Annotated in this window: 22 protein-coding genes and 1 riboswitch; of the genes, 13 read left to right on the forward strand and 9 right to left on the reverse strand. The window is 67.0% G+C overall.

From position 1 onward, the window contains the following. Nucleotides 1–417: ATP-binding cassette domain-containing protein (locus tag AC07PZ_RS16185; protein WP_495296136.1), on the forward strand; the 417-nt coding region annotated here is incomplete at its 5' end. After that, nucleotides 414–1,148, forward strand: a complete 735-nt coding sequence (locus AC07PZ_RS16190; RefSeq protein WP_495296137.1) for a class II aldolase/adducin family protein — start codon at nucleotides 414–416, stop codon at nucleotides 1,146–1,148. The genes AC07PZ_RS16185 and AC07PZ_RS16190, both read left to right, overlap by 4 nt. Nucleotides 1,149–1,177: 29 nt before the next feature. Here AC07PZ_RS16190 and AC07PZ_RS16195 read toward each other — a convergent pair whose 3' ends face one another. The 4 genes from AC07PZ_RS16195 to AC07PZ_RS16210 are packed head-to-tail and all read right to left on the reverse strand — an operon-like array spanning nucleotide 1,178 to nucleotide 5,069. Beyond that, nucleotides 1,178–1,741: a peptide deformylase gene (locus AC07PZ_RS16195; protein WP_495296138.1), complete on the reverse strand. Its 564-nt coding sequence runs from the start codon at nucleotides 1,739–1,741 to the stop codon at nucleotides 1,178–1,180. 43 nt (nucleotides 1,742–1,784) lie between these two features. Further along, entirely contained in the window at nucleotides 1,785–2,828 is a 1,044-nt protein-coding gene (locus AC07PZ_RS16200) for a 2,5-dihydroxypyridine 5,6-dioxygenase NicX family protein (protein WP_495296139.1), read from the reverse strand. A 43-nt stretch (nucleotides 2,829–2,871) separates the two neighbouring features. After that, nucleotides 2,872–3,897: a PDR/VanB family oxidoreductase gene (locus AC07PZ_RS16205; protein WP_495296140.1), complete on the reverse strand. Its 1,026-nt coding sequence runs from the start codon at nucleotides 3,895–3,897 to the stop codon at nucleotides 2,872–2,874. A gap of 26 nt (nucleotides 3,898–3,923) precedes the next feature. Further along, on the reverse strand, nucleotides 3,924–5,069 hold the full coding sequence (locus tag AC07PZ_RS16210) for an aromatic ring-hydroxylating oxygenase subunit alpha (RefSeq protein ID WP_495296141.1): 1,146 nt from the start codon (nucleotides 5,067–5,069) through the stop codon (nucleotides 3,924–3,926). A 368-nt stretch (nucleotides 5,070–5,437) separates the two neighbouring features. Here AC07PZ_RS16210 and AC07PZ_RS16215 point away from each other — a divergent pair, with 368 nt between their 5' ends. Beyond that, nucleotides 5,438–6,109, forward strand: a complete 672-nt coding sequence (locus AC07PZ_RS16215; RefSeq protein ID WP_495296142.1) for a TetR/AcrR family transcriptional regulator — start codon at nucleotides 5,438–5,440, stop codon at nucleotides 6,107–6,109. Between the two features lie 42 nt (nucleotides 6,110–6,151). Here AC07PZ_RS16215 and AC07PZ_RS16220 read toward each other — a convergent pair whose 3' ends face one another. Together AC07PZ_RS16220 and AC07PZ_RS16225 are read right to left on the reverse strand one after the other, a co-directional pair. After that, on the reverse strand, nucleotides 6,152–7,147 hold the full coding sequence (locus tag AC07PZ_RS16220) for a hydroxymethylglutaryl-CoA lyase (RefSeq protein WP_495296143.1): 996 nt from the start codon (nucleotides 7,145–7,147) through the stop codon (nucleotides 6,152–6,154). Then, nucleotides 7,144–8,361, reverse strand: a complete 1,218-nt coding sequence (locus AC07PZ_RS16225) for a CaiB/BaiF CoA transferase family protein (RefSeq protein WP_495296144.1) — start codon at nucleotides 8,359–8,361, stop codon at nucleotides 7,144–7,146. The genes AC07PZ_RS16220 and AC07PZ_RS16225 overlap by 4 nt, the downstream gene beginning before the upstream one ends. A 170-nt stretch (nucleotides 8,362–8,531) precedes the next feature. Between AC07PZ_RS16225 and AC07PZ_RS16230 the strand changes: the two genes are divergently transcribed. Next, nucleotides 8,532–9,434, forward strand: a complete 903-nt coding sequence (locus tag AC07PZ_RS16230) for a LysR family transcriptional regulator (RefSeq protein ID WP_495296145.1) — start codon at nucleotides 8,532–8,534, stop codon at nucleotides 9,432–9,434. Between the two features lie 21 nt (nucleotides 9,435–9,455). On the opposite strand, the gene AC07PZ_RS16235 is transcribed toward AC07PZ_RS16230, so the two are convergent. Then, nucleotides 9,456–10,271: an IclR family transcriptional regulator gene (locus AC07PZ_RS16235; RefSeq protein ID WP_495296146.1), complete on the reverse strand. Its 816-nt coding sequence runs from the start codon at nucleotides 10,269–10,271 to the stop codon at nucleotides 9,456–9,458. A 182-nt stretch (nucleotides 10,272–10,453) separates the two neighbouring features. On the opposite strand from AC07PZ_RS16235, the gene AC07PZ_RS16240 reads away from it, so the two are divergent. The 3 genes from AC07PZ_RS16240 (at nucleotide 10,454) to AC07PZ_RS16250 (ending at nucleotide 15,495) form a co-directional block, all read left to right on the forward strand. Then, a complete protein-coding gene (locus AC07PZ_RS16240) occupies nucleotides 10,454–11,431 on the forward strand; it encodes a Bug family tripartite tricarboxylate transporter substrate binding protein (protein ID WP_495296147.1) in 978 nt (325 codons plus the stop codon). Nucleotides 11,432–11,509: 78 nt separating this feature from the next. Further along, the gene (locus AC07PZ_RS16245) at nucleotides 11,510–13,861 is read left to right on the forward strand and encodes a cytochrome P450/oxidoreductase (RefSeq protein WP_495296148.1); all 2,352 of its coding nucleotides are present in this window, start codon (nucleotides 11,510–11,512) and stop codon (nucleotides 13,859–13,861) included. Between the two features lie 194 nt (nucleotides 13,862–14,055). Beyond that, nucleotides 14,056–15,495 (forward strand): NAD-dependent succinate-semialdehyde dehydrogenase, encoded by a 1,440-nt coding sequence (locus tag AC07PZ_RS16250; protein WP_495296149.1) that lies wholly within the window; start codon nucleotides 14,056–14,058, stop codon nucleotides 15,493–15,495. Between the two features lie 10 nt (nucleotides 15,496–15,505). On the opposite strand, the gene thiC is transcribed toward AC07PZ_RS16250, so the two are convergent. Together thiC and AC07PZ_RS16260 are read right to left on the reverse strand one after the other, a co-directional pair. Continuing rightward, entirely contained in the window at nucleotides 15,506–17,386 is a 1,881-nt protein-coding gene (thiC, locus tag AC07PZ_RS16255) for a phosphomethylpyrimidine synthase ThiC (protein WP_495296150.1), read from the reverse strand. A 74-nt stretch (nucleotides 17,387–17,460) separates the two neighbouring features. After that, a riboswitch (TPP riboswitch) is annotated at nucleotides 17,461–17,571 on the reverse strand. Nucleotides 17,572–18,232: 661 nt separating this feature from the next. Then, nucleotides 18,233–19,345, reverse strand: a complete 1,113-nt coding sequence (locus AC07PZ_RS16260; protein ID WP_495296151.1) for a PAS domain-containing protein — start codon at nucleotides 19,343–19,345, stop codon at nucleotides 18,233–18,235. 104 nt (nucleotides 19,346–19,449) lie between these two features. On the opposite strand from AC07PZ_RS16260, the gene AC07PZ_RS16265 reads away from it, so the two are divergent. The 6 genes from AC07PZ_RS16265 to AC07PZ_RS16290 all read left to right on the forward strand — a co-directional run bounded on the left by AC07PZ_RS16265 (nucleotide 19,450) and on the right by AC07PZ_RS16290 (nucleotide 26,630). Next, nucleotides 19,450–20,004, forward strand: a complete 555-nt coding sequence (locus AC07PZ_RS16265; protein WP_495296152.1) for a MarR family winged helix-turn-helix transcriptional regulator — start codon at nucleotides 19,450–19,452, stop codon at nucleotides 20,002–20,004. A gap of 6 nt (nucleotides 20,005–20,010) precedes the next feature. Further along, nucleotides 20,011–21,594, forward strand: coding sequence for an ABC transporter substrate-binding protein (locus AC07PZ_RS16270; RefSeq protein WP_495296153.1), 1,584 nt, complete (start codon nucleotides 20,011–20,013; stop codon nucleotides 21,592–21,594). A 19-nt stretch (nucleotides 21,595–21,613) separates the two neighbouring features. Then, entirely contained in the window at nucleotides 21,614–22,555 is a 942-nt protein-coding gene (locus AC07PZ_RS16275; protein WP_495296154.1) for an ABC transporter permease, read from the forward strand. A 49-nt stretch (nucleotides 22,556–22,604) separates the two neighbouring features. After that, the gene (locus AC07PZ_RS16280; protein WP_495296155.1) at nucleotides 22,605–23,534 is read left to right on the forward strand and encodes an ABC transporter permease; all 930 of its coding nucleotides are present in this window, start codon (nucleotides 22,605–22,607) and stop codon (nucleotides 23,532–23,534) included. A gap of 1 nt (nucleotide 23,535) precedes the next feature. Then, nucleotides 23,536–25,167, forward strand: a complete 1,632-nt coding sequence (locus AC07PZ_RS16285; RefSeq protein ID WP_495296156.1) for a dipeptide ABC transporter ATP-binding protein — start codon at nucleotides 23,536–23,538, stop codon at nucleotides 25,165–25,167. Nucleotides 25,168–25,232: 65 nt separating this feature from the next. After that, nucleotides 25,233–26,630: an amidase gene (locus tag AC07PZ_RS16290; RefSeq protein ID WP_495296157.1), complete on the forward strand. Its 1,398-nt coding sequence runs from the start codon at nucleotides 25,233–25,235 to the stop codon at nucleotides 26,628–26,630. Nucleotides 26,631–26,683 lie beyond the last annotated feature (53 nt).

Consider the following 26,683-nt stretch of genomic DNA (forward strand, 5'->3'; position numbering starts at 1 on the left):
GCCGCCGCCGCGCTGCTCGAACGCGTGGGGCTCGGTGCGTCGGCGATCAACCGCTTCCCGCACGAGTTCTCGGGCGGTCAGCGCCAGCGCATCTCGATTGCACGGGCGCTGGCACTGAAGCCGCGCCTGCTGATCGCCGACGAAGCCGTGTCGGCGCTCGACGTGTCGATCCAGTCCCAGGTGCTGGCGCTGCTGGCGGAGCTCAAGGCCGAGCTCGGCCTGACCATGATGTTCATCACCCACGACCTGCGCGTGGCCGCGGAGATCTCCAACTCGGTGGTCGTGATGCAGAAGGGCCAGATCGTCGAGCGCGGCGCGCCCGGCGCGCTCTTCAGCAACCCGCAGCATGCCTACACGCGCACGCTCCTGGGCGCGATGCCGGGGCTGGACTTCTTCGAGCACAAGGTGACGGCATGACATGGAACGCAGCCGAGACTTCGGCACGCCAAGAACTGGCCACTCTCTATCGCCTGATCGCGCATTTCGGGATGACCGACCTGATCGACACGCACATCAGTGCCCGCATACCCGATACGCCCGATCACTTCTTGATCAACCGCTACGGCGTGCTGTTCCACGAGATGCGTCCGGAAGACCTCGTGAAGATCGACCCCGCCGGGCGCGCGATCGACGACGTCCGCGGCGCCCATGTCAACGTTGCCGGCTTCATCATCCATTCGGCAGCGCACATGGCGCGCCACGATCTGGCCTGCGTGATACACACCCACACGGCCGACGGGATTGCCGTCTCGTGCCAGTCACAGGGCCTGTTGCCGATCAGCCAGCATGCCCTCAAGTTCCACGGACGCCTCGCGTACCACGATTACGAGGGCATCGCGCTGGATCTGGACGAGCGGTCGCGGCTGGTACACGACCTCGGGACGCACCACGCCATGATCCTGCGCAATCACGGCCTGCTGGCCGCAGGCCGGACGATCGCCGAGGCATTCGCCAACATCTACTTTCTGGAACGCGCATGCCAGATCCAGATCAAGGCGCAGAGCGGCGGACAGGCGCTCTGCGTGCCGTCGACCGCAGTTCAGCAACGCACCGCGGCGCAGTTCGATCCCGACACCAGCGCCTGGCACAGCACGCTGCTTTGGGCGTCCGCCCGGCGGCTGGTCGACGCCTCCTGGACCGAGCCTTGAGCCAAGGCGCTCGCGGGCGCCATGCCGGGTCAGCGGCCGTCGAATTCGGCGACGTCGTAGCGATAGACGCCCTCGGTGCCGCAGACCTCTGACGCGAAGGCGAACTGCGTCGGATCGGACAGCCGCGACGGGTAGAGCCGTCCTTCGAGGTGATCGCATTCGTGCTGCAGCAGCGCCGCGTGGTAGCCCGAGCAGGGGCGTGTGACCTGCTCGCCTTCGGGGGTCTGGAAGTGGATGCGGATATGCTTGAAACGCGGAACCTTGGCGTAGAGACCGGGCAACGAGAGGCAGCGCTCCCACAGATAGGTCTCGTCGGTGCCGACCGGCTCCACGACCGGATTGACCATCGCCGTCCACGGCACCGGCGCGGTCTGCGCGCCGGCGGGAATGCGCGAAGCCGGCAGGCAGTAGAGCACCATCCGCAGCGGTGCACCCACTTGCGGCGCGGCAATGCCGATGCCGGACACCGCATCGAGCGTGTCGCGCATGTCGTCGAAGAGCGCCCGGATCTCGGGTGCGGTCGGGTCGGCCACTTCGTCGCTCACGACGAGCAGGCCGGCATTGCCCATCTTCAAAATTTCTCGAACAGCCATGGTGGGGATGTGTTTCAGTTGAAGGGAATCAGCATCGTCGACGTCAATCCGGCCGGATGCTCATCCGGTCGTACAGGGTCTTCAGTTCGCTCGAGCCGACGAAGTGGCCTCTGTCGAGAATCGGCAGGCCGGCGATCCACATAGACTGGTCGAGCACCAGTCCGTCCGGATGGTTCTCGCCGCCGCCGGGCTCCCACCAGGGCAACCCCATTCCGATCGCATTGCTGCCGGGAAGGCGTATGTCTTCGATGAACTGATTTCCCGTGAATCTCGCGGCGGGATGAAAGCCGTAGGTGAAGTGGACGAAAGTACCCAGCCCGTCCTTTCCGCTTGCGCGGCGCAACGCACGATCGAAGCTCTGCTGGTCCTCGACGCCGGCCCCGGTGAAGCCGGTGATGGTTCCCTCGGAAGAGATCGTGATCGGCTTGCGCAGCTTGCGGTAGTGCTCATCGAAGAGCGCCTGGATCACGATGCGGCCGCGCACGCTGCCCTTGACCGGATACAGGCTCTGGGCGCCGGGGACCGTGTCCATGCCGGGCTTGTCGAACACCCGTGCACGCTTGAGCTTGACCTTGTCGAGCACGAAGCTCACGTCGGTGCCCGCATCGCACTGGAACCGGACGGTCTCGCCCGCCGCAGCCGAGACGAACTCCATGAAGGCGATGTTGAAATCGAGCAGCGCCTGATAGTCCGCGCCGCCGTACAGGCGCTCGAAACTCGCCGCGCTGGCCATCGCCAGCAACCCATAGCGGCAGCGCTGCGCAGCCATTGCCGCACTGTGGATTCCCGAACCAGCGTGATAGGGAAAGCAGAAGTCCAGCCAGACGTCCGATGCCGCGGCTGCAGCGCCCAGCGAGTCGCTGACGTAAGGGTCGGAAAGTCCGCCTTGAAAGGGCAACGAAGGCGCGATGGCGACCAGGGGCTTCGCCCCGGCGCGTGCCACGCTGCTGGCGACAGCGTCGATCAGACTGCGCTCCGTCGCGGCATCCGCGGTGATGAGTACGCTCTCACCAGGCGAGACGGCGAACTGGTCGCGCACGAGGCAGTCGGCGGCACGCGCGAGGCGCGGGGAAGTCAGTGTGTGCATGGGTGAAGCTGTTAGAGGAATGGAACCGCTTGCACGGGCGATCTCACAGATCGAGCACGAGCGAGGCAGTCCTGGCGCGCGACACACACACCGCCATGCAGTCGCCGCGCGCCTTGACCTGATCGTTGAGGAAGTCGTCGCGATGGTCGGGCGTGCCTTCGACGATGTCGACGACGCACATCCCGCATTGGCCCTCGCGGCAGGAATAGGGAACATCGACGTCGTGGTCGAGAAGTGCCTGCAGCAGCGTGCTGTCGGCAGGCACCTGCACCACCTGCCCCGAGCGGGACAGGTGGAGCGTGACGGGCCGGTCGCCGTCCGAAGCCGGCGGGGCACCGCCGAAGCTCTCCCAGCGGACGGCGTCGGGCGGCCATCCGCCCGCGCAGATCGCCCGCACCAGGTCGATGAACCGGCGCGGCCCGCACACATGGACCGCTGCGCCCTGCGAGCCATCGGCCAGGCGTTCGCGGAGCCGGGCATCGACCGTCGGTACGTCGCAGCCGAAGTGGAACGTGACACGGTCGCTGAACGCACAAGCGCCGAGCTCGCCCGCAAAGGCAGCGGCGTCGGCACTCTGCGCGAAGTAGTGGAGTTCGAACGAATGTGCACGCGCCGCCGCTTCTCTCGCCATGGCGATCAACGGCGTGATGCCGATGCCGGCGGCGACGAGGATCAGGTGGCGGCTTTCCCAGGAGACTTCGAAGTCGTTGCGGGGCGCATCCGCCTGGATGACGTCGCCGACGCGCAGCGCATGGACCGCGGCGGAGCCACCGGTCGACGCCGCATCGCGCTTGACCGCGATCAGGAAGGTCTCGCGGTCATCGGGACCATTGCACAGCGAATAGGCACGCACCAGGTTGCGGCCCAGGTGCAGCATGAGGTGCGCACCCGCGCGAAATTCGGGGAGCGCGCCCTGCTCCGGACGCAGGCGCACGGAGACGACGTCGCGCGCCTCGTTCTGGATCGCGGTGACGACGTAGCGCGCGCTCATGGGCACGATGCGCGCCGGGCCCGCGCCGGGCGATCCGCCGGATGCCGCGCGCGGCGCCAGGGTGCGGTCGGCATCCATTGCATCTCTTGCCATGCTCGACGGCCTCAGGCTCCGAACATCCGATCGACATAGCGACCGAGGAAGTGGTGGATCGGCTTCTCCATGACGGACAGTCGGCCGGGTTCGTAGTTGGGCAGCGCCATGGCCAGCTGCATCGACTCGATCATCGACCGGTCTTCCTCGTAGATCGCCGCCTGGTAGGTGCGATAGGTGGCGACCTTGTGCTCGAAGTCCGCATGGGCGTGGAACTCCTCGGGGAACATCATGTAGATCGAGACTTCGCAGCGATCCGGGCCGACCGGCCACGCCGTGATGATCTTGACCATGTCGATCCGACCGAAGAGCGTCATGTTGGGCGGATAGAAGGCCGTGCAGGCGAAGGTGTTGTCCTCGTCTTCGAGCCACGGCGCCTTGCCGAAGAGGCTCTTGCCGTCCGGAGTCGAAGGCGACGATTTGTAGTGCATCGTCAGGCCGCCGTTCGGCTTGAGCACCAGGTTCTCCGGTGTCCATGAGAAGCGCGCGCCAAAGGTCTTCACGTGCAGCACGCCGACGTGGTAGTAGTCCATGAGGTTTTCATGGAAAAACTTCCAGTTGCAGTTGAGCGTCATGCGCGTGACGTCGGCAAGCCGGCAATTCTCCGTGTGCAGGATGGCGAAGTCGCGCTCCAGATCAGCGGTCGCCTCGGTGAAGGTCGCGGGCTCTTCGGCAAAGCTGATGAAGATGTTGCCGCGCCAGACTTCCAGATGGATGCGGGGCAGCCGGCAACCCGAGGGATCGAAGCCGTCGGTCTCCTTCATGTAGGCGGCACCGACCAGTTGCCCGTCGAGGTCATAGGTCCAGCCGTGGTACGGACACTTGAAGGAACGCGCGTTGCCCTTGCCCTCGGCCACCTCGACGCCGCGGTGGCGGCACATGTTGTGGAACGCGTGAAGCTCTCCTTGCTTGTTTCTCGCAATGATCAGCGGGCGTCCCAGGATGCGCCGGGCTTCGTAGTCACCGGGATTCGGAAACTGCTCGACACGGCCCATGAAGAGCCAGTCCTTGAAGAAGTACTCCTCGAGCTCTTTCGCGTAGATGTCCGGCGACGTGTAGATGTTGCCGGGCAGATGGCGCGACTGGCTCAGCTCGGTGGCACTGATGGCGGGCTTGACGCGGGGATGAAACTGGACGGGCTGGATGTTGTCGCTCACAGGCTGCTCCTTCGGATCGTGGGATGGCACTCGGGTCGGCGGCAAGCTCGGACCGGTCTGCTTCGTCAAACTCTATACGAGTGTATTATTGAATGATGCAGCAATTCGAAGGTGGGAGCAAGCGTTTTCAGAGACGGTGCATTCCGGCACGTCGGCAAGGGCGCAGCCGCAAGAGCAATGGCGCCAGGGACCAGCGCATCAAGACTCTATACTTTCGAATAATTTGCGGATGCACGCCGGCTCACATCGATTGCCAGTCATGCGTGCATGCATCGTGCTGATGCCTTCCGCCATCACCGCCCAGGTGACCGCGCGCGGGCAGCAGCGACCCAGCGCTACCGCCCAACCCGATCGGAACGACACGATTCATGGACCCAGCCATCCAGCCGCAGCGGCGCCCATTTCTGAAAAAGGCCGCGGACGTCCGACGCCAGGAACTGATCGACGCCACATTCCGATGCCTCTGCCGGATCGGCGTCTCGGACACGAGCGTCCGGACGATCGCGGCCGAGGCCGGACTGTCGCTCGGGATGGTCAGGCATCACTTCAATTCGAAGGACGAGCTTCTCGCGGCGACCTACCGTTACCTGTCGGATCGGCTGCAGCAGCAATCGCAGGATGCACTCGAGGCCGCCGGCGACACGCCCATGGCGCAGTTGCTGGCCTTCATCTACGCGGGGCTCCAACCGCCTTTGCTCGACCGCGACTATGTCCGGATCCGGTTCCTGTTCTGGGAACTGACGCACACGAATGCGACCGTTCGCACGGTGCATGAGGAAATCTACGAACGCTTCGGCGCGCATCTGACGCTGCTGGTACGTGCCGCGGCATCTGCCGATGTGGCGGACGTCGAATGCGCGCTCATCGCCAGAACCATCACGGCTTTCCTGAAGGGCGTGTGGGCGGAGTGGACGTTGTCGAGCGACGACTTCGACCCGCGCACGCTGGTCGACCAGGTCATGCCGTTCTTCCAGTATTCGCTCACCGGAAGTCGCAGCAGCCTCAAGCCGCGCGCCAAGCGTCCGGCTTCGGCAGCCTGACGCGATGGCGGCGTGCATCGGGTGCCGGGTCGGGTCACCCGTTCAACCGCGCGCCAACGCGCGCTCGTGCCAGGCCTGAAATTCCGGTGGGCGCGGGTGCAGGTCCAGCCGGCGCCCGGCCTTCACGATCTGGCTTGGAATGGCGTGGCCGATCAATCCGGGAAGACGTCGTGCGGACTGCAGTACCACGGACAGGTCGCAACCTGTGCCATAGCCCATCAGTTCCAGCGCATGCACGATCTCCTCGCTGCAGATGTTGCCGCTGGCACCGGGCGCATAAGGGCAGCCTCCGAGGCCGCCCAGCGACGCATCGAAACGGTCGGCCCCGGCGTCGATCGACGCCAGGACATTGGCGAGCCCCATGCCACGCGTGTTGTGGAAATGCAGGGTCAGTTCAGAGCCTGGAAAGCGCCCGCGAAAGCCACGTGTCAACGCTTCGGCCTGCGTCGGAAAGGCCATGCCGGTGGTGTCGCACAGCGTGATGCCGCGCGCGCCGAGCGCGACGAACCGTGCGGCCAACGCGAGCACCACCTCGGGCGGCACCTCGCCCTCCATCGGACAGCCGAACGCACAGGAGAGCGACACGTTGACAGCCACGCGAGCCGCCCGTGCCAGGGACACGACTTCGGACAACGCCGCGACGGACTGCTCGCGCGTCATGCGCAGGTTGGCGATGTTGTGGGTCTCGCTGCACGACATCACGAGGTTCAGCTCATCGGCACGGGCGTCGATCGCGCGCTCCGCACCGCGCAGATTCGGCACCAGGCAGGTGTAGACGATGCCTGGCACACGACGGATCTCGCGCAACACGATCTCCGCATCCCGCAATGCAGGAATCGCCCGGGGCGAGACGAAGGAAGTCACCTCGATCTTCGAGAACCCCGCGTCGGACAGTAGATTCACCAACGCGATTTTCTCGGCGGTGGGCACGAAGGCTTCTTCCATCTGAAGGCCGTCGCGCAAGCCCACTTCCTGCATATGGATCCGGCGCCCGCCGCCTTGCCAGACCGAATGCGCGCCTGCCATCGATATGTTCATGCGACCACGCCTTTCTCGCGCAGCAGCTCGATCTGCGCGTCGGTGAGTCCGGCCTCGCGCAGCACGGCCTGCGTGTCGTCTCCCAGCCCCGGCGCGGCAGTCCGGACGCTGCCGGGCGTGGCGGAGAGCTTGGGCACGATGCCGGGCACGTCCACCGTGTGGCCGTCGCGTGTCTGCTGCGACAGGATCATGTCGCGCGCGCGGTAGTGCGGGTCTTCATGGATGTCCCGGGCGGTGTAGACCTTGCCGGCCGGCACCCTGGCCGCGCCCAGCACGGAGAGCACGTCGGCGATCGGCCGGGCCCGCGTCCATGCACCGATGGCGGCATCGATCTCCTCGACACGCAGCACGCGCCCGGCATTGCTCTGCAGATCGGGCGCGCTGCCCAGGTCGGGCCGTCCGATGGCGTCCATGAGCCTGCGAAATATGCTGTCGCCATTGCCCGCCACCAGCACGTAGCCGTCGGCGCACGGGTAGGCGTTGCTGGGCGCGATGCCCGGCAGCGCGCTGCCGGCCGCGTCGCGTACCGCACCGAAGGCGCTGAATTCGGGGATGAGGCTCTCCATCACATTGAATACGGCCTCGTGCAATGCCACGTCGATCATCTGGCCCTCGCCGCCATTCACCTTGCGGTGATAGAGCGCCGTCAGCACGCCGATCGCGCCGTGGAGCGCGGCCAGCGTGTCCCCGATGGAGACGCCCACGCGCACCGGCACCCGGCCGGGTTCCCCGGTCAGGTGGCGCAGGCCACCCATGGCCTCGCCTATCGCGCCGAAACCGGGCAGGTCGCGGTAGGGGCCGGTTTGTCCATAGCCGGAGATGCGCAGCATCACGAGACCCGGGTTGCGCCTGTGCAATTCGTCCCAGCCGAGCCCCCAGCCTTCCAGCGTGCCGGGACGGAAGTTCTCGATGAGGACGTCGGCCTCGGATATCAACCTGCGCGCGATCTCCTGGCCCTCGGCGCTGCGCAAGTCCAGCGCGATGCTGCGCTTGTTGCGGGACTGCACCTGCCACCAGACAGACGTGCCGTCCTGCATCAGCCGCCAGTTGCGCAGCGGATCGCCCGTGCCCGGCGATTCGATCTTGATCACGTCGGCGCCGAATTCGCCCAGCGTCTTGCTGCAGAACGGGCCTGCGATCAGCTGTCCCATCTCGATGATGCGGACATCGGCGAGTGCACCCCTTGGCGGTGGCGAAGAAAAGGTGGAAGGCATGGCGTGTCCTGGGTTCGCAATGCCGCCCGGGGTTGGATGGCATCGGCTGGCAACCGATGATCGTCGTGCATCGGCCGGCTGCAAAGCACCCATTCGCGAACGCACCATCGCATTGCGCGATGATGCCGCTACCGCACGCGGCTTCTGATCTTCCGACGTCATCCCCGCCCATGAAACTCGACCCGATCTCCCTGCGCCTGTTCGTTGCGGTGATGGAGACCGGCACCATCGCGGCAGCCGCCGCACGAGAACACATCGCTGCGGCCGCCGCCAGCCGACGGCTCGGTGAACTCGAATCGGCCTTGTCCGCGGTGCTGTTCGCACGCAGCAACAAGGGCGCCGAACCCACTGCCGCGGCCTATGCGCTGCTGGGACTTGCGCGCGGCGTGCTCAACGGCCTGGACGACATTGCCACGCAGATGCAGGGTTACGCAGACGGCGTCCGCGGCCAGGTGCGAGTGGCGGCCAACATCTCGGCCATCACGCAGTTCCTGCCTGCTGAATTGCGCGATTTCATGGACAGCTATCCGTTGGTGCGCGTTCATCTGCGCGAGCAGATCAGCACCGCCGTGGCACGCGAGGTTGCAGAGAACGTCGCCGATGTCGGCATCCTGAACGCGGGGCACTACGGCGACCATCGCATCGCATTGCTCCCCTACAGACAGGACGAGCTGGTGGTCATCGTGCCCAAGGGGCATGTGCTGGCGCGCCGCCGGAGCACGACGCTGCGCGACGCATTGGCGCACGACTTCGTGGGCATGCATCCGGGCAGCGCCATCAACGACCGGGTCACGCAAGCGACCGCCAAGATGGGACTGACGCTGACGACCCGCATGCAGGTGACCGGCTACGACGCCCTTTGCCTGATGGTGGCGAATGGGATGGGCTTCGGTGTGCTGCCGTGCGGCAGCGCGAGCCTGTATCTCCGGGCGCTGCCCCTCACGACCGTGCAACTCGATGAACCCTGGGCGCGGCGCGATCTCATGCTGTGCGTGCGACAAGGCGGAGAACTGCCGCCCGCGACGCGCCTGCTGGTCGAGCACCTGAAGCAGCGCCGACACTTGCAGCCATGACGGCGGTGGCGATACGGCGCGTCAGCCGTGCGCCGGCTGACCCAGCAGCACGCTCGCGGCCGTCGCCTCGCGGCACACGGCGCGCGCGATCGGGCCGCCGACCTGCGGATCGAAGCCGCCGGTCGCGCCCAGCGCCGTGAGCACGCCACAGACGCGCCCGGTGTAGTCGTGCAGCGGCGCCGCGACGGCGCTGATGCCTCGCAGATTCGTGTCCTTCACCGCGGCGCAGCCGGCCGCACGCACATCGCGCCGCAAGGTGTCGATCGGCTGGCGCGCATCGAGCTGCGCGCGCAGTTCGGCCGGGGCCTTGGCCAGTTCCCGCTCGGCCATCACGCGCACCTGCGTTTCGTCGACGAAGCCGAGAAAGGCGCGCCCGGTCGCCGACCACAGCATCGACAAGACCGAACCGACGCGCACGTTCACGGTGACGGGCAAACCAGGCTCCTCGAAACGCACGATGGTCGGCCCCTTGTTGCCCATCACCGCGAGGAAGCAGGTGACCTCGAGCTGCTCGCGCAACCGCACCAGCGAGGGTTCCGCCACGCGGATCGGGTCGGCCTGCCGCATCGCGGCCAGACCGATCTGGATCGCCTCGGGCCCCAGGTGGTAGTGCTGCGAGCCGGCGTCCTGCGATACCAGTTCCTCTTCCTGCAGGCTGACCAGGTAGCGATGCACCTTGGCCGGGCTTTCGCCGACATGGGCGGCCAGCGCCGTGAGGCTGGCGCGCCCGCCCAGCCGGGCCAGCCCCTTGAGCACGGCCATGCCGGTCTCGGCAGCCTGGACGCGCTGGCGCCGTTCGCGAACGCGGGCGGCGGGTGGGATATCGGCAGCGTTCACGGAGGGAGCCTGTGGGTGGTCGGATGCATGAGGTCGATCGTACGGACTGGCAGCGGCGGAAGTTCCGGAAGGCCGATTCTTCGTTCAGGGTTAACCCCGTTCTCGATATTACGCAATGCGGATGAAACTTACGCAATACGTGATTAAGAGTTTTCCCTGACCACCTTGAACGAGGAGACACGATGAAGCGATTCTTTGCAGGCTGCCTGCTGGCACTGCCCTTCCTGGCCACCACGAGCGCCATGGCCGCCGACGCCCCCGGCACCTTCACCAAGCCGGTTCGCTGGCTGGTTCCCTATGCCGCCGGCGGCGGTTCCGACTTCCTGGCACGCACCATCGGGCTGACGCTGTCGACGCAGATCGGCCAGGCCGTGCTGGTCGACAACAAGCCGGGCGGCAACACGGCGATCGCCGCTGCCGAGACGGCACGTTCCGCACCGGACGGCTACACGATCCTGTCGGCCGACAACGGCACGCTGGTCTACAACCCGGCGCTGTACAAGACGCTCTCGTACAACCCGACGAAGGACCTGGCGCCCGTCACGCTGATGGGCCGCTTCCCGATGATCCTGGTGGTCGGCCCCGGCATGCCGGTGAAGGACGCCAAGGACTTCATCGCGCAGGTCAAGGCCAAGCCGGGCGGCATCAATTACGCATCGGCCGGCGCGGGCAGCCCGCACCACCTGGCCATGGAACTGCTGCGCGTCGAGGCCGGCCTGACCATGACGCATGCGCCCTACCGCGGCGCCGCACCGGCACTCGCCGACGTGGCCGGCGGGCAGGTGCCGGCCATGATGGTCGACCTGGCCGCAGGTGCAGGCTTCATCAAGGGCGGCAAGGTGCGTCCGCTGGCCGTGGCCAATGCCAAGCGCCTGGCACAACTGCCCGACGTGCCGACCTTCGCCGAACTCGGCCTGAAGAACGTGGAAGCCGCCGCGCTCGTCGGCCTGGTCGTGCCGGCGGCGACGCCCGTCGACACCATCAACGCACTGAACAAGCAGGTCGTGGCAGCCATCAACGACCCGGCCGTGCACAAGAAGCTGATCGACTTCGGCGTCGAGCCCGTCGGCAACACGCCCGCGCAATTCACCGAACTGCTGCAGAACGAAACGGTGCGCTGGCAAAAGCTGATCCGTGACCTGAACATCACGCTGGACTGACCCGCCGCGCCGCCGGGTGGGCCAAGGCGGCACCCGGCGGCGTTCGCTTTTTTTCTCCGCCGCTGCCTGAGCTCCACGATGAACACAATCGCCACCGAACGCCCGGCCACCCGCGGCTGCCCCGTCGCCCACGGCCCCCTGTCGTCCCATGTCGCACCCGGCGGCTGCCCCGTGAGCCAGCGTGCGGCCGATTTCGATCCGTTCGGCGACGGCTACCAGCAGGACCCGCCCGAGTACGTGCGCTGGGCGCGCGAGCAGGAGCCGGTGTTCTACAGCCCGCAGCTGGGCTACTGGGTGGTGACGCGCTTCGAGGACATCAAGGCCATCTTCCGCGACAACATCACCTTCAGCCCATCGATCGCGCTGGAGAAGATCACGCCGACCGGCCCCGAGGCCAACGCCGTGCTGGCGTCCTACGGCTTCGCGCTGAACCGGACGCTGGTCAACGAGGACGAGCCCGCCCACATGCCGCGCCGCCGCGCGCTGATGGACCCGTTCACGCCGGAGGAGCTCAAGCACCACGAGCCGATGGTTCGCCAGCTCGCACGCGATTACGTCGATCGCTTCATCGACGACGGCCGCGCCGACCTGGTCGACCAGATGCTCTGGGAAGTGCCGCTGACCGTCGCCCTGCATTTCCTCGGCGTGCCCGAGGAAGACATGGACACGCTGCGGCAGTATTCGATCGCCCACACCGTCAACACCTGGGGCCGGCCGAAGGCCGAGGAGCAGGTGGCGGTGGCACATGCGGTGGGCAACTTCTGGACCTTCGCCGGCAAGGTGCTCGACAAGATGCGCCAGAACCCGGAGGCGCCGGGCTGGATGCAGTACGGCCTGCGCAAGCAGAAGGAGTTGCCCGAGGTCGTCACCGATTCGTACCTGCACTCGATGATGATGGCCGGCATCGTGGCCGCGCACGAGACCACGGCCAATGCGACGGCCAACGCCATGAAGCTGCTGTTGCAGCATCCGGCGGTCTGGCGCGAGATCTGCGAAGACCCGAGCCTGATCCCCAATGCGGTCGAGGAATGCCTGCGCCACAACGGCTCGGTGGCCGCGTGGCGCCGACTGGCCACGAAGGACGTGCAGGTGGGCGGCGTGGACATCGCCGCGGGCGCCAAGCTGCTGATCGTCACCTCATCGGCCAACCACGACGAACTTCATTTCTCCGATGCCGACCTGTTCGACATCCGCCGCGACAACGCGAGCGACCACCTGACCTTCGGCTACGGATCGCACCAGTGCATGGGCAAGAACCTGGCACGCATGGAGATGCAGATCTTCCTGGAGGAATTCACGCGCCGGCTGCCGCACATGAAGCTGGCCGAGCAGACCTTCAGCTACGTGCCGAACACCTCCTTCCGCGGCCCCGAACATCTGTGGGTCGAATGGGACGCCACGCAGAACCCCGAGCGCCACGACGCCACGCGCCTGCAGCCGCAGACGCCGGTGCGCATCGGCGAACCGTCCAGGCATGCGATCACGCGCACTGTCCTCGTCGAGCAGGCGATGCCGGTGGCCGAAGGCATCGTGCGCCTGCGCCTGGTGTCGCCCGATGGCCGCGCGATGCCGCGCTGGGCGCCGGGCTCGCACATCGACGTCGAATGCGGCGACACCGGGCTGTCGCGCCAGTACTCGCTGTGCGGCGATCCGGCCGACGCGCATGCGCTGGAGATCGCCGTGCTGCGCGAGCCCGACAGCCGCGGCGGCTCGGCCTGGATGCATGCGCATGCCAAGGTTGGCGACCGGCTGAAGATTCGCGGGCCGCGCAACCATTTCAGGCTCGACGAAAGCGCACGGCGCCTGGTCTTCGTGGCCGGCGGCATCGGCATCACGCCGGTCAGCGCCATGGCGCGTCGGGCACGTGAGCTGGGCATCGACTACGTGCTGCACTACAGCGGCGGCAGTCGCCGCACGATGGCGCTGCTCGACGAACTGGCGGCGCTGCACGGCGAACGACTGCAGCTGCACGTGCGCGACGAAGGCGGCCGCAACGACCTGCCGGCGCTGCTGCGCGCGCCGGCCGAGGGCACGCAGATCTATGCCTGCGGACCGAAGCGGATGCTCGACGCGCTCGAAGCGGCGTGCGCGCACTGGCCCGAGGATGCGTTGCGCGTGGAGCATTTCGAATCGACCATCGGCACGCTGGACCCGTCACGCGAGCATGGCTTCGAAGTCGAGCTCAAGGACTCCGGCATCACCGTGCAGGTGCGGCCCGACCAGACGCTGCTGGCGGCGCTGCGCGGTGCCAACATCGACGTGCAGAGCGACTGCGAGGAAGGCCTGTGCGGTTCGTGCGAAGTGCGCGTGCTGGCCGGCGAGGTCGATCACCGCGATCTGGTGCTCACCCGCAGCGAACGCGATGCCGGACAACGGATGATGAGCTGCTGCTCCCGTGCCTGCGGGCAGCGGATCGTGCTGGAACTGTGAGGCGGCGTTGCGGACTGAATCGACCGTCTCCGGCGTCGGACGCGTCCATGACCTCGCCCGAGACAACCGACCGCGCTCTGGCTTAGCATGTCGCCTTTCGGCCTGCATGGCCGAAACGTCGAGCGATGGCTGCCCCGCCAGCGACGGCCTGCCCCACCGCTCACCTTCATCCGCTCTCCGACGAAAGACGCTTCATGACCACTTCCTATCCCTCCACGCAGTTGCTCATCGCCAATGAATGGGTGGACGCCCAGAGCGGCAAGACGATCGACGTGCGCAACCCCGCCACCGGCCAAGTGATCGGCACCGTCGCCCACGCAGGCATCACCGATCTCGACCGTGCGCTGGCTGCAGCGCAAAAGGGCTTCGAAGCCTGGCGCGACGTGCCGGCCAACGAACGCGCGGCCATCATGCGGCGCGCCGCTGCACTCATCCGCGAACGCGCTGCCGAGATCGCGCCCCTGCTCACCCAGGAACAGGGCAAGCCACTGGCCGAAGCGCGCGGCGAAACGCTGGCTTCGGCCGACATCATCGAGTGGTTCGCCGACGAAGGCCGCCGCGTCTACGGCCGCATCGTGCCGTCGCGCAACCTTGCAGCGCAGCAGCTGGTGATGAAGGAACCGGTCGGCCCGGTCGCCGCCTTCACGCCCTGGAACTTCCCGATCAACCAGGTGGTGCGCAAGCTCGGCGCCGCGCTGGCCGCCGGCTGCTCGTTCCTGGTGAAGGCCCCGGAAGAAACGCCCGCGTCGCCTGCGGCGCTGATCAAGGCCTTCGTCGATGCCGGCGTGCCGGCCGGCACGGTCGGCCTGGTGTTCGGTGACCCGGCCGAGATCTCGAACTACCTGATCCCGCATCCGATCATCCGCAAGATCACCTTCACCGGCTCGACGCCCGTGGGCAAGCAGCTCGCATCGCTGGCCGGCCTGCACATGAAGCGCGCCACGATGGAACTCGGCGGCCACGCACCGGTGATCGTGGCCGAGGACGCCGACGTGGCGCTGGCCGTCAAGGCTGCGGGCGCAGCCAAGTTCCGCAACGCCGGCCAGGTCTGCATCTCGCCGACCCGCTTCCTGGTGCACAACAGCCTGAAGGCCGAGTTCGCGTCGCTGCTGGTCAAGCACGCACAGGGTCTGAAGCTCGGCGACGGCCTGGCCGAAGGCACGACGATCGGCCCGCTGGCCAATGACCGCCGCCTGAGCGCGATGGCGAAGATCGTGCAGGACGCCCACGCCACCGGGGCCACGGTCGCCACCGGCGGCGAACGCGTCGGCAGCAGCGGCAACTTCTTCGCACCGACGGTGCTGACCGACGTGTCGCTCGAATCCGACGTGTTCAACAACGAGCCCTTCGGCCCGATCGCCGCGATCCGCGGCTTCGACAAGCTGGAAGAAGCCATCGCCGAATCGAACCGCCTGCCCTTCGGCCTGGCCGGCTATGCGTTCACCTCGTCGATCAAGAACGCGCACCTGCTGTCGCGCCGCGTCGAAGTCGGCATGCTGTGGATCAACCAGCCCGCCACGCCGTCGCCGGAAATGCCTTTCGGCGGCGTGAAGGACTCGGGCTACGGTTCGGAAGGCGGCCCCGAAGCCGTCGAGGCTTACCTCAACACCAAGGCCGTGTCGATCATGTCCTGAGTGCCGGCCGTCAAGGGCGTGCGGACTGGATCGGGATGTAGATCTCGCCGCCGCCGCTCTTGAATTCGGCCGACTTGCCCGCCATGCCGTCTCGCATGGCGGCGTCTTCGTCCAGACCACGCTGTGCCGCGTAGTCGCGCACCTCCTGCGTGATCTTCATCGAGCAGAACTTCGGGCCGCACATCGAGCAGAAGTGCGCCGTCTTGCTCGCATCCTTGGGCAGCGTTTCGTCGTGGAAGTCGCGGGCCGTGTCCGGGTCCAGACCCAGGTTGAACTGGTCCTGCCAGCGGAACTCGAAGCGCGCCTTGCTCAACGCGTCGTCGCGCGACCTCGCCCCCGGATGGCCCTTGGCGACGTCGGCCGCGTGCGCCGCGATCTTGTACGCAATGATTCCCTGCTTCACATCGTCCCGGTCGGGCAGGCCGAGGTGTTCCTTGGGCGTGACGTAGCACAGCATCGCGGTGCCGGCCCAGCCGATCATGGCCGCGCCGATCGCGCTGGCGATGTGGTCGTAGCCCGGCGCGATGTCGATGGTCAGCGGCCCGAGCGTGTAGAACGGCGCTTCGTGGCAGTGCTTGAGCTGCTCGTCCATGTTGGCCTGGATCATGTGCATCGGCACATGGCCGGGCCCTTCGATCATGGTCTGCACGTCATGCTTCCACGCGACCTGCGTGAGTTCGCCAAGGGTGCGAAGCTCGGCGAACTGGGCTTCGTCGTTCGCGTCGGCGCCGCTGCCGGGCCGCAGGCCATCGCCGAGCGAGAAGCTCACGTCATAGGCCTTCATGATGTCGCAGATGTCTTCGAAGTGCGTGTAGAGAAAGCTCTCCTGGTGGTGCGCGATGCACCACTTGGCCATGATCGATCCGCCGCGCGACACGATGCCCGTCATGCGGTCGGCCGTGAGATGGATGAAGGGCAGGCGCAGCCCCGCGTGGATGGTGAAGTAGTCGACGCCCTGCTCCGCCTGCTCGATCAGCGTGTCGCGGTAGATCGCCCAGGTCAGATCCTCGGCCACGCCACCCACTTTCTCCAGCGCCTGGTAGATCGGCACCGTGCCGATGGGCACCGGGCTGTTGCGCACGATCCAGTCGCGCGTGGTGTGGATGTTCTTGCCGGTGCTCAGGTCCATCACGTTGTCCGCGCCCCAGCGGATCGCCCACACCAGCTTCTCCACTTCTTCCTCGATGCTCGAGGTGACGGCCGAATTGCCGATGTTCGCGTTGATCTTCACCTTGAAGTTGCGCCCGATCGCCATCGGCTCGACCTCGGGATGGTTGATGTTGGCCGGAATGATCGCGCGGCCCCGCGCCACTTCGTCACGGACGAACTCGGGCGTGATGATCTTCGGGATCGACGCGCCCATCGGGTTGCCCATGACGCGCTTCGCGCGCTCGGCATTCGCCAGGTACTCGGCCATCCATTCGCGCTTGCCGTTCTCGCGCAGCGCCACGTACTCCATCTCGGGCGTCACGATGCCGCGACGGGCGTAGTGCATCTGCGTGACGTTGCCGCCCCCCTTGGCGCGGCGCGGCATGCGTTGCAGCGCGGCCGCATCGGCGCGCAACTGGGCGATGCGCGCGTTCTCTTCGCCCTTCACGCCGTCGTCAAGTGCAGCAGGCTGACGGCCGGCATAGATCTCTGTGTCGCCACGTTCCGCGACCCATGCGCCACGCACGTCGGGCAGGCCACGGCGCACATCGATGTCGACTGCCGCATCGGTGTAAGGCCCGGAGGTGTCGTAGAGCGATACGGTCTCGCCATTGGTCAACGCGACGTCGCGCACGGGCACGCGCAGGTCGGGCCGGCTGCCGGCAATGGTGGACTTGACCGAGGAAGGAAATGGCTCGCGCGTCAGCGTGAGCAGCGAGGCGAACTTGTCGATGGCGTTCATGGGGCACTCCTGGTTGGCATGGATGTGCTCCGCAATCGCTCGACGGACCCACGGCCCGGAACGGACCTGTGGATCAGGGGAACTGCAGCTCTTCTTCCGCCGGTACTAACCGGTTCAAGTTCGCGGGTTCGGCGATAGGATTCGCCATCTCAGCACGTCATGCACGTGCGCCCCGGAGCGTCGCGGATTCTAGGGCGGCGATGTCGGCGGCGTCCAGTCGAACGATCCTTGTTGCGTACGCAATTCGCTTTGAACGGCGCCTCTCCAAAGCATGCTATACTCCGCCTCTTGCCCATCGAGTTGTTGGGCAATGCCTGCGCAGGCAAGCCGGATCTCATAACGGCACGTCGACCAAGAGTTACCACGACGAGAAAAATACAAGGTAGCTCCTGCAAGTGAACATGCCGTAACGTGGACCGCGTAAGTGTCCACGGCCACATTCCAGAAAAAAGCCGCCCTCGAGGCGGCTTTTTCGTTTCCGAGCGATCGATGGGTGCGCACGTGCTGCGCCGGTTGTTCTCGCCCGTCGCATGGTGCGGTCGCCGTCACGATCCCCTCAGCGGCTGCTTTACATCGTCACCGACACGTGATCCGCGTCCGAGGCTTGGCAAACAGGTCATGAACCCGGCCTTCCCATGCGACATCTCGAAAGGCACTAACGCAGCCTTCGGGACGGCCGTCCCGGGCCGTGCCTGGGCGGCGATGGGGCTCCCGCGTTACCCAACGCTACCAACCGCAGGCCGTTAGCATATTTATCGCGCTTTCAAGACGATCGAACCACGACATCCGATGAAGGCCTGCAGCACAGGCCGTCCGCCTCGACAGCCGATGCAATCGGTGCCGATATCAACGCGCCTTGCCCGCCAGCGCCAGCTTGCGTTCGAGCTCCGCGATCCTCGCTTCCCTGGAAAGCAGCTCGGCTTCCAGCGCAATGATCCGCTGGGTCTGGCTTTCGACGCTTCCCGCCAGGCGACGCCCCGTAATTTCCTGCGCCGTGCCGTACAACGCCGTGACGCCTCCACGTTCGTCGCGTTGCGAAGCACCACGCGCTTCCAGCCAGCCACGGCGCCCGCTGCTGTGGACGTATTCGAGTTCCAGCGTATAGGGCTCGCCGTTCTTCACCGCCTGGTCCACCGTCCGGACCAGGCGCTGCCAGCTTTCGGGCGTGTAGCAGACTGCATGCTCCTGAAAGCTCGGCGGTCCCGCTGCCGGGTCACGACCGAAAAGTGCATGGAGCTGCAACGACCAGGTCATCGTTCCGCTGGTTGCATCCAGGGTCCAGCTGCCGATCTGCCCCAGCGCCTGTGCCTGCCGGAGATTGGCACTGCTCTTCTGCAGTGCGGCCAGGGCCTTCTCCTTGTCGTCGACCTGTTGCTGCAGCTGTACCTGCATGTCGTACAGCCGGGTCACGTCGGTCACCTGCACGACGAAGCCGATGACCTTGCCGTTCACGATGTGCGGAAGGAAGTTGACCAGGCCCGGCCGATGGATGCGCTCCGAGTCTGTCGGCACTCGATCGAACTCCTGCGGTTCTCCCCGCAGCACGCCACGAATGTAGGGCTCGCTCCTCGCGAAGATTTCGGGGCCGAGAAGATCGATCAATGCACTGTCGAACAACTGCGAAGGCTTGACGCCGAACCAGTCCTCGTGCGCGCGGTTCGCGAAACGGCAGCGCAGGTCGCGGTCCCAATAGGACAGCATGGACGGCAGGCTTCGAAGAATGGCCCAGACGGGATCGTTGAAGTCGATCGGTGGTTCTTGGTTCATCGCGCTGTGCTCCTGATCGTCGTTGCCTGAAGCGACACGCACCGGCGACGGCGCATGTCCATGCATGAAGTTTAGGGGCGCCGGTACGGCCTCGAAGACGCGTGCATGGCTTGGCCGCGCGGCAACGCGGTGCGCGCTGCACCAGTTCGGCCGTATCGCCCTGCAATCAGCAGGCCCTTCACGCGCCAACACGGCGCATCCACGCCTCGGGACTTTCCCTGAACGCTGGCCCGAAGCTTGCATCTGCCAAAAATATAGTTGAATATTTCAACTATTGAATATTTCTACAAAACACCATGAAGCCGCTCAAGCTCAAGACCGACTACATCAACGTCCTGCTCGACATGGCAAGCGAGCGCACGCGCGACCGCGGCTCGCGCGTGTACGAGATCGAGATCGGCCTGTCGATCCGCGACATCCGCCTGCTGCGCGCGATCGGCACCACGCCCGGCATCACGATGGGCCAGCTGGTGCAGGTCTGCGCGATCGAGAAGACGCTCGTCTCCAAGCTGATCAGCGCGCTGGTGCAGCGCGAGCTGGTGACGCGGCAGATCGGCAACGAGGACGCGCGCCAGATCCACTTGTTCCTGACCGATGGCGGCGTCGACATCGTCCAGCGCGCCGAGCCGATCGGCAAGGAGATGGAAGCGCGCTTCCTCGACTGCCTGACCGTCTCCGAGGTCGACACGCTGCGCCGCATCCTCCACAAGCTCATCGACGCCGAGGCCGGCTCGCGCGACATCTTCGAGTTCCTGCTGGCCGAGTTGCGCGCCAGCAAGACCGCTTCCAAGGCCTCCACCCCGTCGTCCCGCCCGTCCCGTTCCCCTTCCCCCGCTCCCCGAAAGAAGTAAGACACCATGGCTATTCCAATTTCGCTTCGCCGTGCGCTCGCGCTGTCCGTGTCGGCGCTGGCCCTGACGCTTTCCGCCGGCGCATCGGCCGAAACCGTGCTGCGCACCGTGCCCTCGTCCGACCTGAAGATCCTCGATCCGATCTGGACCACGGCCAACATCACGCGCAATCACGGCTTCATGATCTACGACACCCTGTTCGGCATGGACGAGAAGGGTGTGATCAAGCCGCAGATGGTCGACAAGTACAGCGCCAGCGCGGACAACAAGGTCTGGACCTTCACGCTGCGCCCCGGCCTGAAATTCCATGACGGTGCGCCGGTCACATCGCAGGACGTGATCGCCTCGCTCGCGCGTTGGGCCAAGCGCGACACCCTGGGCCAGAAGATGTACGAGGCCATGGACAGCATCGTGGCCGAGGGCCCGAACGGCTTCCGCATGAGCTTCAAGGTGCCTTTCGGCGTGGTGCTCGACGCGCTCGGCAAGCCGAGCCCGCTGGTCCCCTTCATCATGCCCAGGCGCGTGGCCGACACGCCCGCCGACAAGCAGATCGACGAGATGATCGGCTCCGGCCCCTTCACGCTGTCGAAGGAAGACTTCCGGCCCGGCGACCGCGTCATCTACCGCAAGAACACGGCTTACGTGCCGCGCAAGGAAGCTGCGTCGGGCCTTGCCGGCGGCAAGGTGGTGCACGTCGACAGCGTCGAATGGGTGATGCTGCGCGACCCGCAGACGCAGGCCAATGCGCTGCTCAACGGCGAGGTCGACATGCTCGAGACGGTACCCGTGTCGGCCTTCGTCGGCATGCGCACCGACCCGAAGATCGAGCTGGTGGACGTGATGCCCGCCGGCCCGTTCACCGTGATCTACAACCACAAGGTGCCGCCCTTCAACAACCCGAAGGCGCTGAAGGCCGCGATGCTCGCGATCAACCAGGAAGCGATGCTGCGGGCACAGGCGACCTACCGCGACTTCTACAAGCCCTGCGCATCGATCTATCTCTGCGGTTCGGTCTACGCCAGCGACAAGACCGGCTTCTACACCGGCAAGCCGCAGTTCGAGGAAGCGCGCAAGCTGCTGAAGGAATCGGGCTACGACGGCAAGCCGGTCGTGATCATGCTGCCCGGCGATTCGCCGGCGCTCAACAAGCTGCCGGCCGTGTACGGCCAGTTGCTCAAGCAGGTCGGCTTCAACGTCGACGTGCAGACCACCGACTGGGCGACGCTGGTGACGCGCCGCACCCGCAAGGACCCGCCGGAGAACGGCGGCTGGAACGCCTTCATCACCTTCTGGGGCGGCATCGACGCGAGCAGCCCGCTCACCTACAGCCCGCTGACCGGCAACGGCGACCAGGGCTACTTCGGCTGGCCGACCGACCCCGAGCTGGAGGCGCTGAAGTCGCGCTTCATCGCGACGGCCGACCTCGCCCAGCGCAAGGAAATCGCCACCCAGATCCAGACGCGTGCGCTCGAAGGCGGCGTGATCGCGCCGCTCGGCGAAGGCAAGGCACCCACCGCCGTCCGCCGCGGCACGATCACCGGCCTGCTGCCTTCACCCGCGGTGCTGTACTGGAACGTACAGAAGAAGTAACGCCTCGGAACCCACCGACATGTTCAACTTCCTGACGCGGCGCGGGCTCGCCACCGTACCGGTCCTGCTGATCGTGGCCGTCATCGTGTTCCTGCTGTTGCGCATGACGCCCGGCGACCCGGCCGCCGCCATCGCAGGTGACGGCGCGACCGCGCTGGACATCGAACGCATCCGCACGCAGCTCGGGCTGAACGACTCGATCGTCAGCCAGTTCGCCAGCTGGCTCGGCCATGTGCTGCGCGGCGATCTCGGCTACTCGTTCTTCTACAAGATGCGCGTGACCGACCTGATCGGCCAGCGGCTCGAACCCACGCTTTCGGTGGCCGCGGTGACGGTGGTGCTCACCGTGCTGATCGCGGTGCCGCTCGGCGTGCTGGCTGCGTCGCAACGCGGCGGCCGGCTCGACCGCTTCATCATGGGTGCCTCGGTGCTCGGCTTCTCGGTGCCGGTGTTCGTGGCCGGCTACCTGATGATCTGGCTGTTCTCGATGCAACTCGGCTGGCTGCCGTCGCAGGGCTACAGCCGCATCGCGAACGGCATCGGGCCGTGGCTGCGCAACCTGGTGCTGCCGTGCATCACGCTGGCCGTGATGTATGCGGCATTGATCGCCCGCGTCACCCGTGCCGCGGTCTCCGAAGCACTGACCGAAGACTACGTGCGCACGGCGCGCGCCAAGGGCATCTCGGAATGGCGCATGCTGCTGCGCCATGCGCTGGCCAACGCAGCCGTGCCGATCGCCACCATCATCGGACTCAGCGTGGCGGGACTGATCGGCGGCGTGGTCGTGACCGAGACCATCTACGCGATACCCGGCCTGGGCCAGCTCACGGTCGATGCCGTGCTGTCGCGCGACTACCCGCTGATCCAGGGCATCACGCTGTTCTTCTCGCTGGTCTACGTGGTCGTCAACCTGCTGGTCGACCTGAGCTACCTGCTGCTCGACCCGCGCATCCGCTACTGATGCACCGCGCCCCTTCATCGAAACCGCCGAGCCCCTCGAGACCTTCTCCATGACTTCGATCCCTCTTCCCGCAGGCAACCCTCCGACGCCGGCAAGGCGCAAGCCTTCGTTGCCGCGCCGCGTGCTCTCCAACGGCTCCGTGCGCATCGGCGCGGCGATGCTGTGCCTCATGGTGCTGGTCGCCGTGGCGGCGCCGTGGCTCTACACCATCGATCCCAATGCGATGGACCCGGCCAATTCGCACCTGTCGCCCGGCGCACACGCCGAATTCGTCACGCTGGCCGGCGACAGCTTCGAGCGCTTCTTCCCGATGGGCACCGACAGCATGGGCCGCGACATCTGGAGCCGAACCGCCTACGGCGCGCGCATCTCGCTGTCGGTCGGCGTCAGCGTGGCGCTCGGCTCGACCGCGCTCGGCCTGCTGGTCGGCATGGTGGCCGGCTACTTCCGGCGGCTCGACGGCATCGTCATGCGCGTCATGGACGGCGTGATGGCCATCCCCGGCATCCTCTTCGCCATCGTCCTGGTGGCCGTGTGGCGACCGAGCCTGTGGACCGTGATGCTCGCCATCGTCGTGCCCGAGACGCCACGCGTCGCGCGGCTGGTGCGCTCGGTCGTGCTGTCGGTGCGCGAGGAGCCCTATGTCGAGGCCGCCGTGGCGCTCGACACGCCGACCTGGAAGCTGATGCTGCGGCACATCCTGCCGAACACGGTGGCGCCGCTGATCGTGCAGGGCACCTTCGTCTGCGCCGCCGCGATGCTGGTGGAGGCGGTCATGTCCTTCCTCGGCATCGGCCTGCCGTCCGACGTGCCGACCTGGGGCAACATCATGTCCGAAGGCCGTGCCTATTTCACGACGCATCCGTCGACCGTGCTGCTGCCAGGCGCCTTCCTCGCGCTCACCGTGCTGGCGGTGAACATGCTGGGCGACGGCCTGCGCGACGCGCTCGATCCCAAGTTCAAACCGCGGGGTGCCTGAGATGACGACAGCTGCATCCAACGCGGCGCCCTGCCTGCGCGTGCGCGACCTGTGCATCGACCTGCCGCCGGGCGCCGACCGGCCGCACGCCGTGCATGACATCTCCTTCGACGTGATGCCTGGCCAGGTGGTCTGCCTGCTGGGCGAATCGGGCTCCGGCAAATCGGTGATCGCGCAGGCGGTGATGGGGCTGCTGCCGGCATCGCTGGTGCCGTCTCGCGGGCGCATCGAGGTCCAGGGCGAGAACGTGCTCGACGCCGATGCCGCCCGGCTGCGCGCCTTGCGCGGCGCGCGCATGGCGATGGTCTTCCAGGAGCCGATGACCGCGCTGAACCCGGTGATGCGCTGCGGCGCGCAGGTCGACGAGATCCTTGCCGAGCACACGCAGCTCGGTGCTGCCGAGCGGCGGCGCAAGGTGCTCGAGATCTTCGCGCGCGTCCGCCTGCCGGAGCCGGAACGCATCCACGACGCGTATCCGCACCAGCTCTCGGGCGGGCAGCGCCAGCGCATCGTGATTGCCATTGCGCTGATCCTGCGTCCGGCGCTGCTGATCTGCGACGAGCCGACCACCGCGCTCGACGTGACCACGCAGGCCGAGATCCTCGCGCTGATCCGCGAGATGCAGCAGGAGAACGGCACGGCGGTGCTGTTCATCACGCACGACTTCGGCGTGGTGGCGGACATCGCCGACCAGGTGGTGGTGCTGCAGCTCGGCCGCCAGGTCGAGAGCGGCTTGAAGGACGAGGTGCTGCGCCGCCCGCGCGAGCCCTACACGCGCATGTTGCTCGACGCCGTGCCGCGCCTCGAGCCCGCCACGCGGCCGCCGGTGCCGGACGAAGCGCCGCTGCTCGACGCCCATGGCGTGACCAAGATCTACCGATCGGGCGCCTGGCCGGGCAAGCGCCGCGAAGTGCATGCCGCCGCCGACGTATCGCTGCAATTGCGTGCCGGCGAGACGGTCGGCATCGTCGGCGAATCGGGCTCGGGCAAGTCGACCGTCGCGCGCTGCATCGCGGGCCTGATCGAACCCACCAGCGGCGACGTGCGCATGCCGCGCATCGAATCGCAGCACTCGAAGCGCGCGCGCCTGTCGGCCTTTCGCCGCATGGTGCAGGTCGTGTTCCAGGACCCGAACCGTTCGCTCAACCCGCGCCGCACGGTCGGCCAGTCGATCGTGGAAGGGCCGGTCAATTTCGGCGTACCGCCGGCGCAGGCCTGGAAGCGCGCGGAGGAACTGATGGACCTCGTGCGCCTGAAGCCCGACGTGCTGCACCGCTACCCGAGCGAATTTTCGGGCGGCCAGCGGCAACGCCTGTGCATCGCCCGCGCGCTGGCTTGCGAGCCGCAGGTGCTGATCGCGGACGAGGCCGTTTCGGCGCTCGACGTGTCGGTGCAGGACCAGATCCTCAAGCTGCTCACCGAGATCCAGCAGCGGCTTTCCATCGGCATCCTCTTCATCACGCACGACCTGCGGGTCGCCAGCCAGATCTGCGACCGGCTGATCGTGATGCACAAGGGCCGCATCGTCGAACAGGGCACGGCCCGCGACGTGCTGCTCGCGCCGCAGGAGGCCTACACGCGCTCGCTGCTGGCCGCGGCACCCGGCCAGGGCTACGCCTTCGGGCGCGGCTGAGCCATCGGCGGCCGCACGCCGTCGTCCGACCCTTCGAATCGATCCAACGCAACGCAAGACAAACCATGACCACACCCTTGTACGAACTCAGCGCCGTCCAGCTCCTGGCACGCTACCGCGACCGCGACCTCTCTCCCGTCGACGTGACGAACGCGGTGCTTGCACGCATCGAACACTGGGAGCCGAGCATCCGGGCGACCTACGGGCTGGACGCCGACGCCGCGCTGGCTGCAGCGCGCGCGTCGGAAGCCCGATGGGCCAGCGGCGCACCGCAGGGCGAACTCGACGGCGTGCCCGTCACGCTCAAGGAAAACATCGCGACCCGCGGCACGCCGGTGCCGCTGGGCAGTGCATCGACCGTGCTCGCACCGGCGGCAGCCGACGCACCCGCGGCGGCCCGCCTGCGCGAGGCCGGCGCCGTGATCGTGACCAAGACCACGATGCCCGACTTCGGCTTCCTGGGCGCGGCGCCGTCGAGCTTTCACCCGCTCACGCGCAACCCGTGGGACGTGAGCCGCAACACCGGCGGCTCCAGCTCGGGCGCGGGCGCAGCCGCTGCGGCGGGCTATGGGCCGCTGCACCTGGGCACCGACATCGGCGGCTCGGTACGCATTCCGGCGAGCTTCTGCGGCGTCTTCGGGCTGAAGCCCAGCCATGGCCGCATCCCGGTCGACCCACCGGCGGCTGCACGCGTGATCGGGCCGATGACCCGCACCGTCGCCGACGCCGCGCTGCTGATGCAGGTGGTGACGCACCCGGACGCACGCGACTACATGAGCCTGCCGGCCCAGGACATCGCGTGGCGGCAACTCGGCCGCGACCTGCGCGGTGTGCGCATCGGCCTGTGGATGGAGCCCGCGGGCGGCTGGGCGATCGACGCCGAAGTGCACGACGCCGTGCTGGCCGCGGCGCGCACCTTCGATCAGGCCGGCGCCATCGTCGAGCCGCTGACGGACTGGACGACGCTCGACATGCGGATGGGCATGGCGCACTTCTTCACGATGCGCTGCCGCGTGGACCTCGCCGCGATGCCGCCGGAACGTGCCAGGCTGGCCGCCGACTACATCCACGGTGCGGCGCAATTCGCCGCCCAGCTCACGCCCGAGGACACCTTCCGCGCGTTCTCGCGCATGCAGGCGATGCGCGCCGCGACGGTCGCCGCCACGCAGGCCTTCGACTACGTGCTGTCACCGGTATCGCCCGTCCTGCCGTTCGCGGCCGAGGCCACCAACAGCGGCTCCGAGAACCTGCTGAAGGACTCGCACTTCACGTCGGTGTTCAACCAGTCCGAGCAGCCGGCCGCGTCGATCAACTGCGGCTACTCGGCCGGCGGCCTGCCGATCGGCCTGCAGATCGCCGGACGCCGCTTCGACGACCTGGGCGTGCTGCAGATGGCCGCCTTCTACGAATCGGCGCGCGGGGCGCAGGCGCCGTGGCCGGAACCCGGCCAGGCCAGCCGCTGAGTCGTTCGATGGTGCTCGGGGAAGCCGGCCGGGCTTGAACACAAGCGGGATAC

It is taken from the genome of Variovorax sp. GW821-FHT10B04 (assembly GCF_059415645.1).

Bases quoted from the DNA above. Each gene is read 5' to 3' on its own strand.
- AC07PZ_RS16190 (WP_495296137.1), top strand. From the start codon at position 414: ATGACATGGAACGCAGCCGAGACTTCGGCACGCCAAGAACTGGCCACT.
- AC07PZ_RS16195 (WP_495296138.1), bottom strand. From the start codon at position 1,741: ATGGCTGTTCGAGAAATTTTGAAGATGGGCAATGCCGGCCTGCTCGTC.
- AC07PZ_RS16200 (WP_495296139.1), bottom strand. From the start codon at position 2,828: ATGCACACACTGACTTCCCCGCGCCTCGCGCGTGCCGCCGACTGCCTC.
- AC07PZ_RS16205 (WP_495296140.1), bottom strand. From the start codon at position 3,897: ATGGATGCCGACCGCACCCTGGCGCCGCGCGCGGCATCCGGCGGATCG.
- AC07PZ_RS16215 (WP_495296142.1), top strand. From the start codon at position 5,438: ATGGACCCAGCCATCCAGCCGCAGCGGCGCCCATTTCTGAAAAAGGCC.
- AC07PZ_RS16220 (WP_495296143.1), bottom strand. From the start codon at position 7,147: ATGAACATATCGATGGCAGGCGCGCATTCGGTCTGGCAAGGCGGCGGG.
- AC07PZ_RS16225 (WP_495296144.1), bottom strand. From the start codon at position 8,361: ATGCCTTCCACCTTTTCTTCGCCACCGCCAAGGGGTGCACTCGCCGAT.
- AC07PZ_RS16230 (WP_495296145.1), top strand. From the start codon at position 8,532: ATGAAACTCGACCCGATCTCCCTGCGCCTGTTCGTTGCGGTGATGGAG.
- AC07PZ_RS16240 (WP_495296147.1), top strand. From the start codon at position 10,454: ATGAAGCGATTCTTTGCAGGCTGCCTGCTGGCACTGCCCTTCCTGGCC.
- AC07PZ_RS16245 (WP_495296148.1), top strand. From the start codon at position 11,510: ATGAACACAATCGCCACCGAACGCCCGGCCACCCGCGGCTGCCCCGTC.
- AC07PZ_RS16250 (WP_495296149.1), top strand. From the start codon at position 14,056: ATGACCACTTCCTATCCCTCCACGCAGTTGCTCATCGCCAATGAATGG.
- thiC (WP_495296150.1), bottom strand. From the start codon at position 17,386: ATGAACGCCATCGACAAGTTCGCCTCGCTGCTCACGCTGACGCGCGAG.
- AC07PZ_RS16265 (WP_495296152.1), top strand. From the start codon at position 19,450: ATGAAGCCGCTCAAGCTCAAGACCGACTACATCAACGTCCTGCTCGAC.
- AC07PZ_RS16270 (WP_495296153.1), top strand. From the start codon at position 20,011: ATGGCTATTCCAATTTCGCTTCGCCGTGCGCTCGCGCTGTCCGTGTCG.
- AC07PZ_RS16275 (WP_495296154.1), top strand. From the start codon at position 21,614: ATGTTCAACTTCCTGACGCGGCGCGGGCTCGCCACCGTACCGGTCCTG.
- AC07PZ_RS16280 (WP_495296155.1), top strand. From the start codon at position 22,605: ATGACTTCGATCCCTCTTCCCGCAGGCAACCCTCCGACGCCGGCAAGG.
- AC07PZ_RS16285 (WP_495296156.1), top strand. From the start codon at position 23,536: ATGACGACAGCTGCATCCAACGCGGCGCCCTGCCTGCGCGTGCGCGAC.
- AC07PZ_RS16290 (WP_495296157.1), top strand. From the start codon at position 25,233: ATGACCACACCCTTGTACGAACTCAGCGCCGTCCAGCTCCTGGCACGC.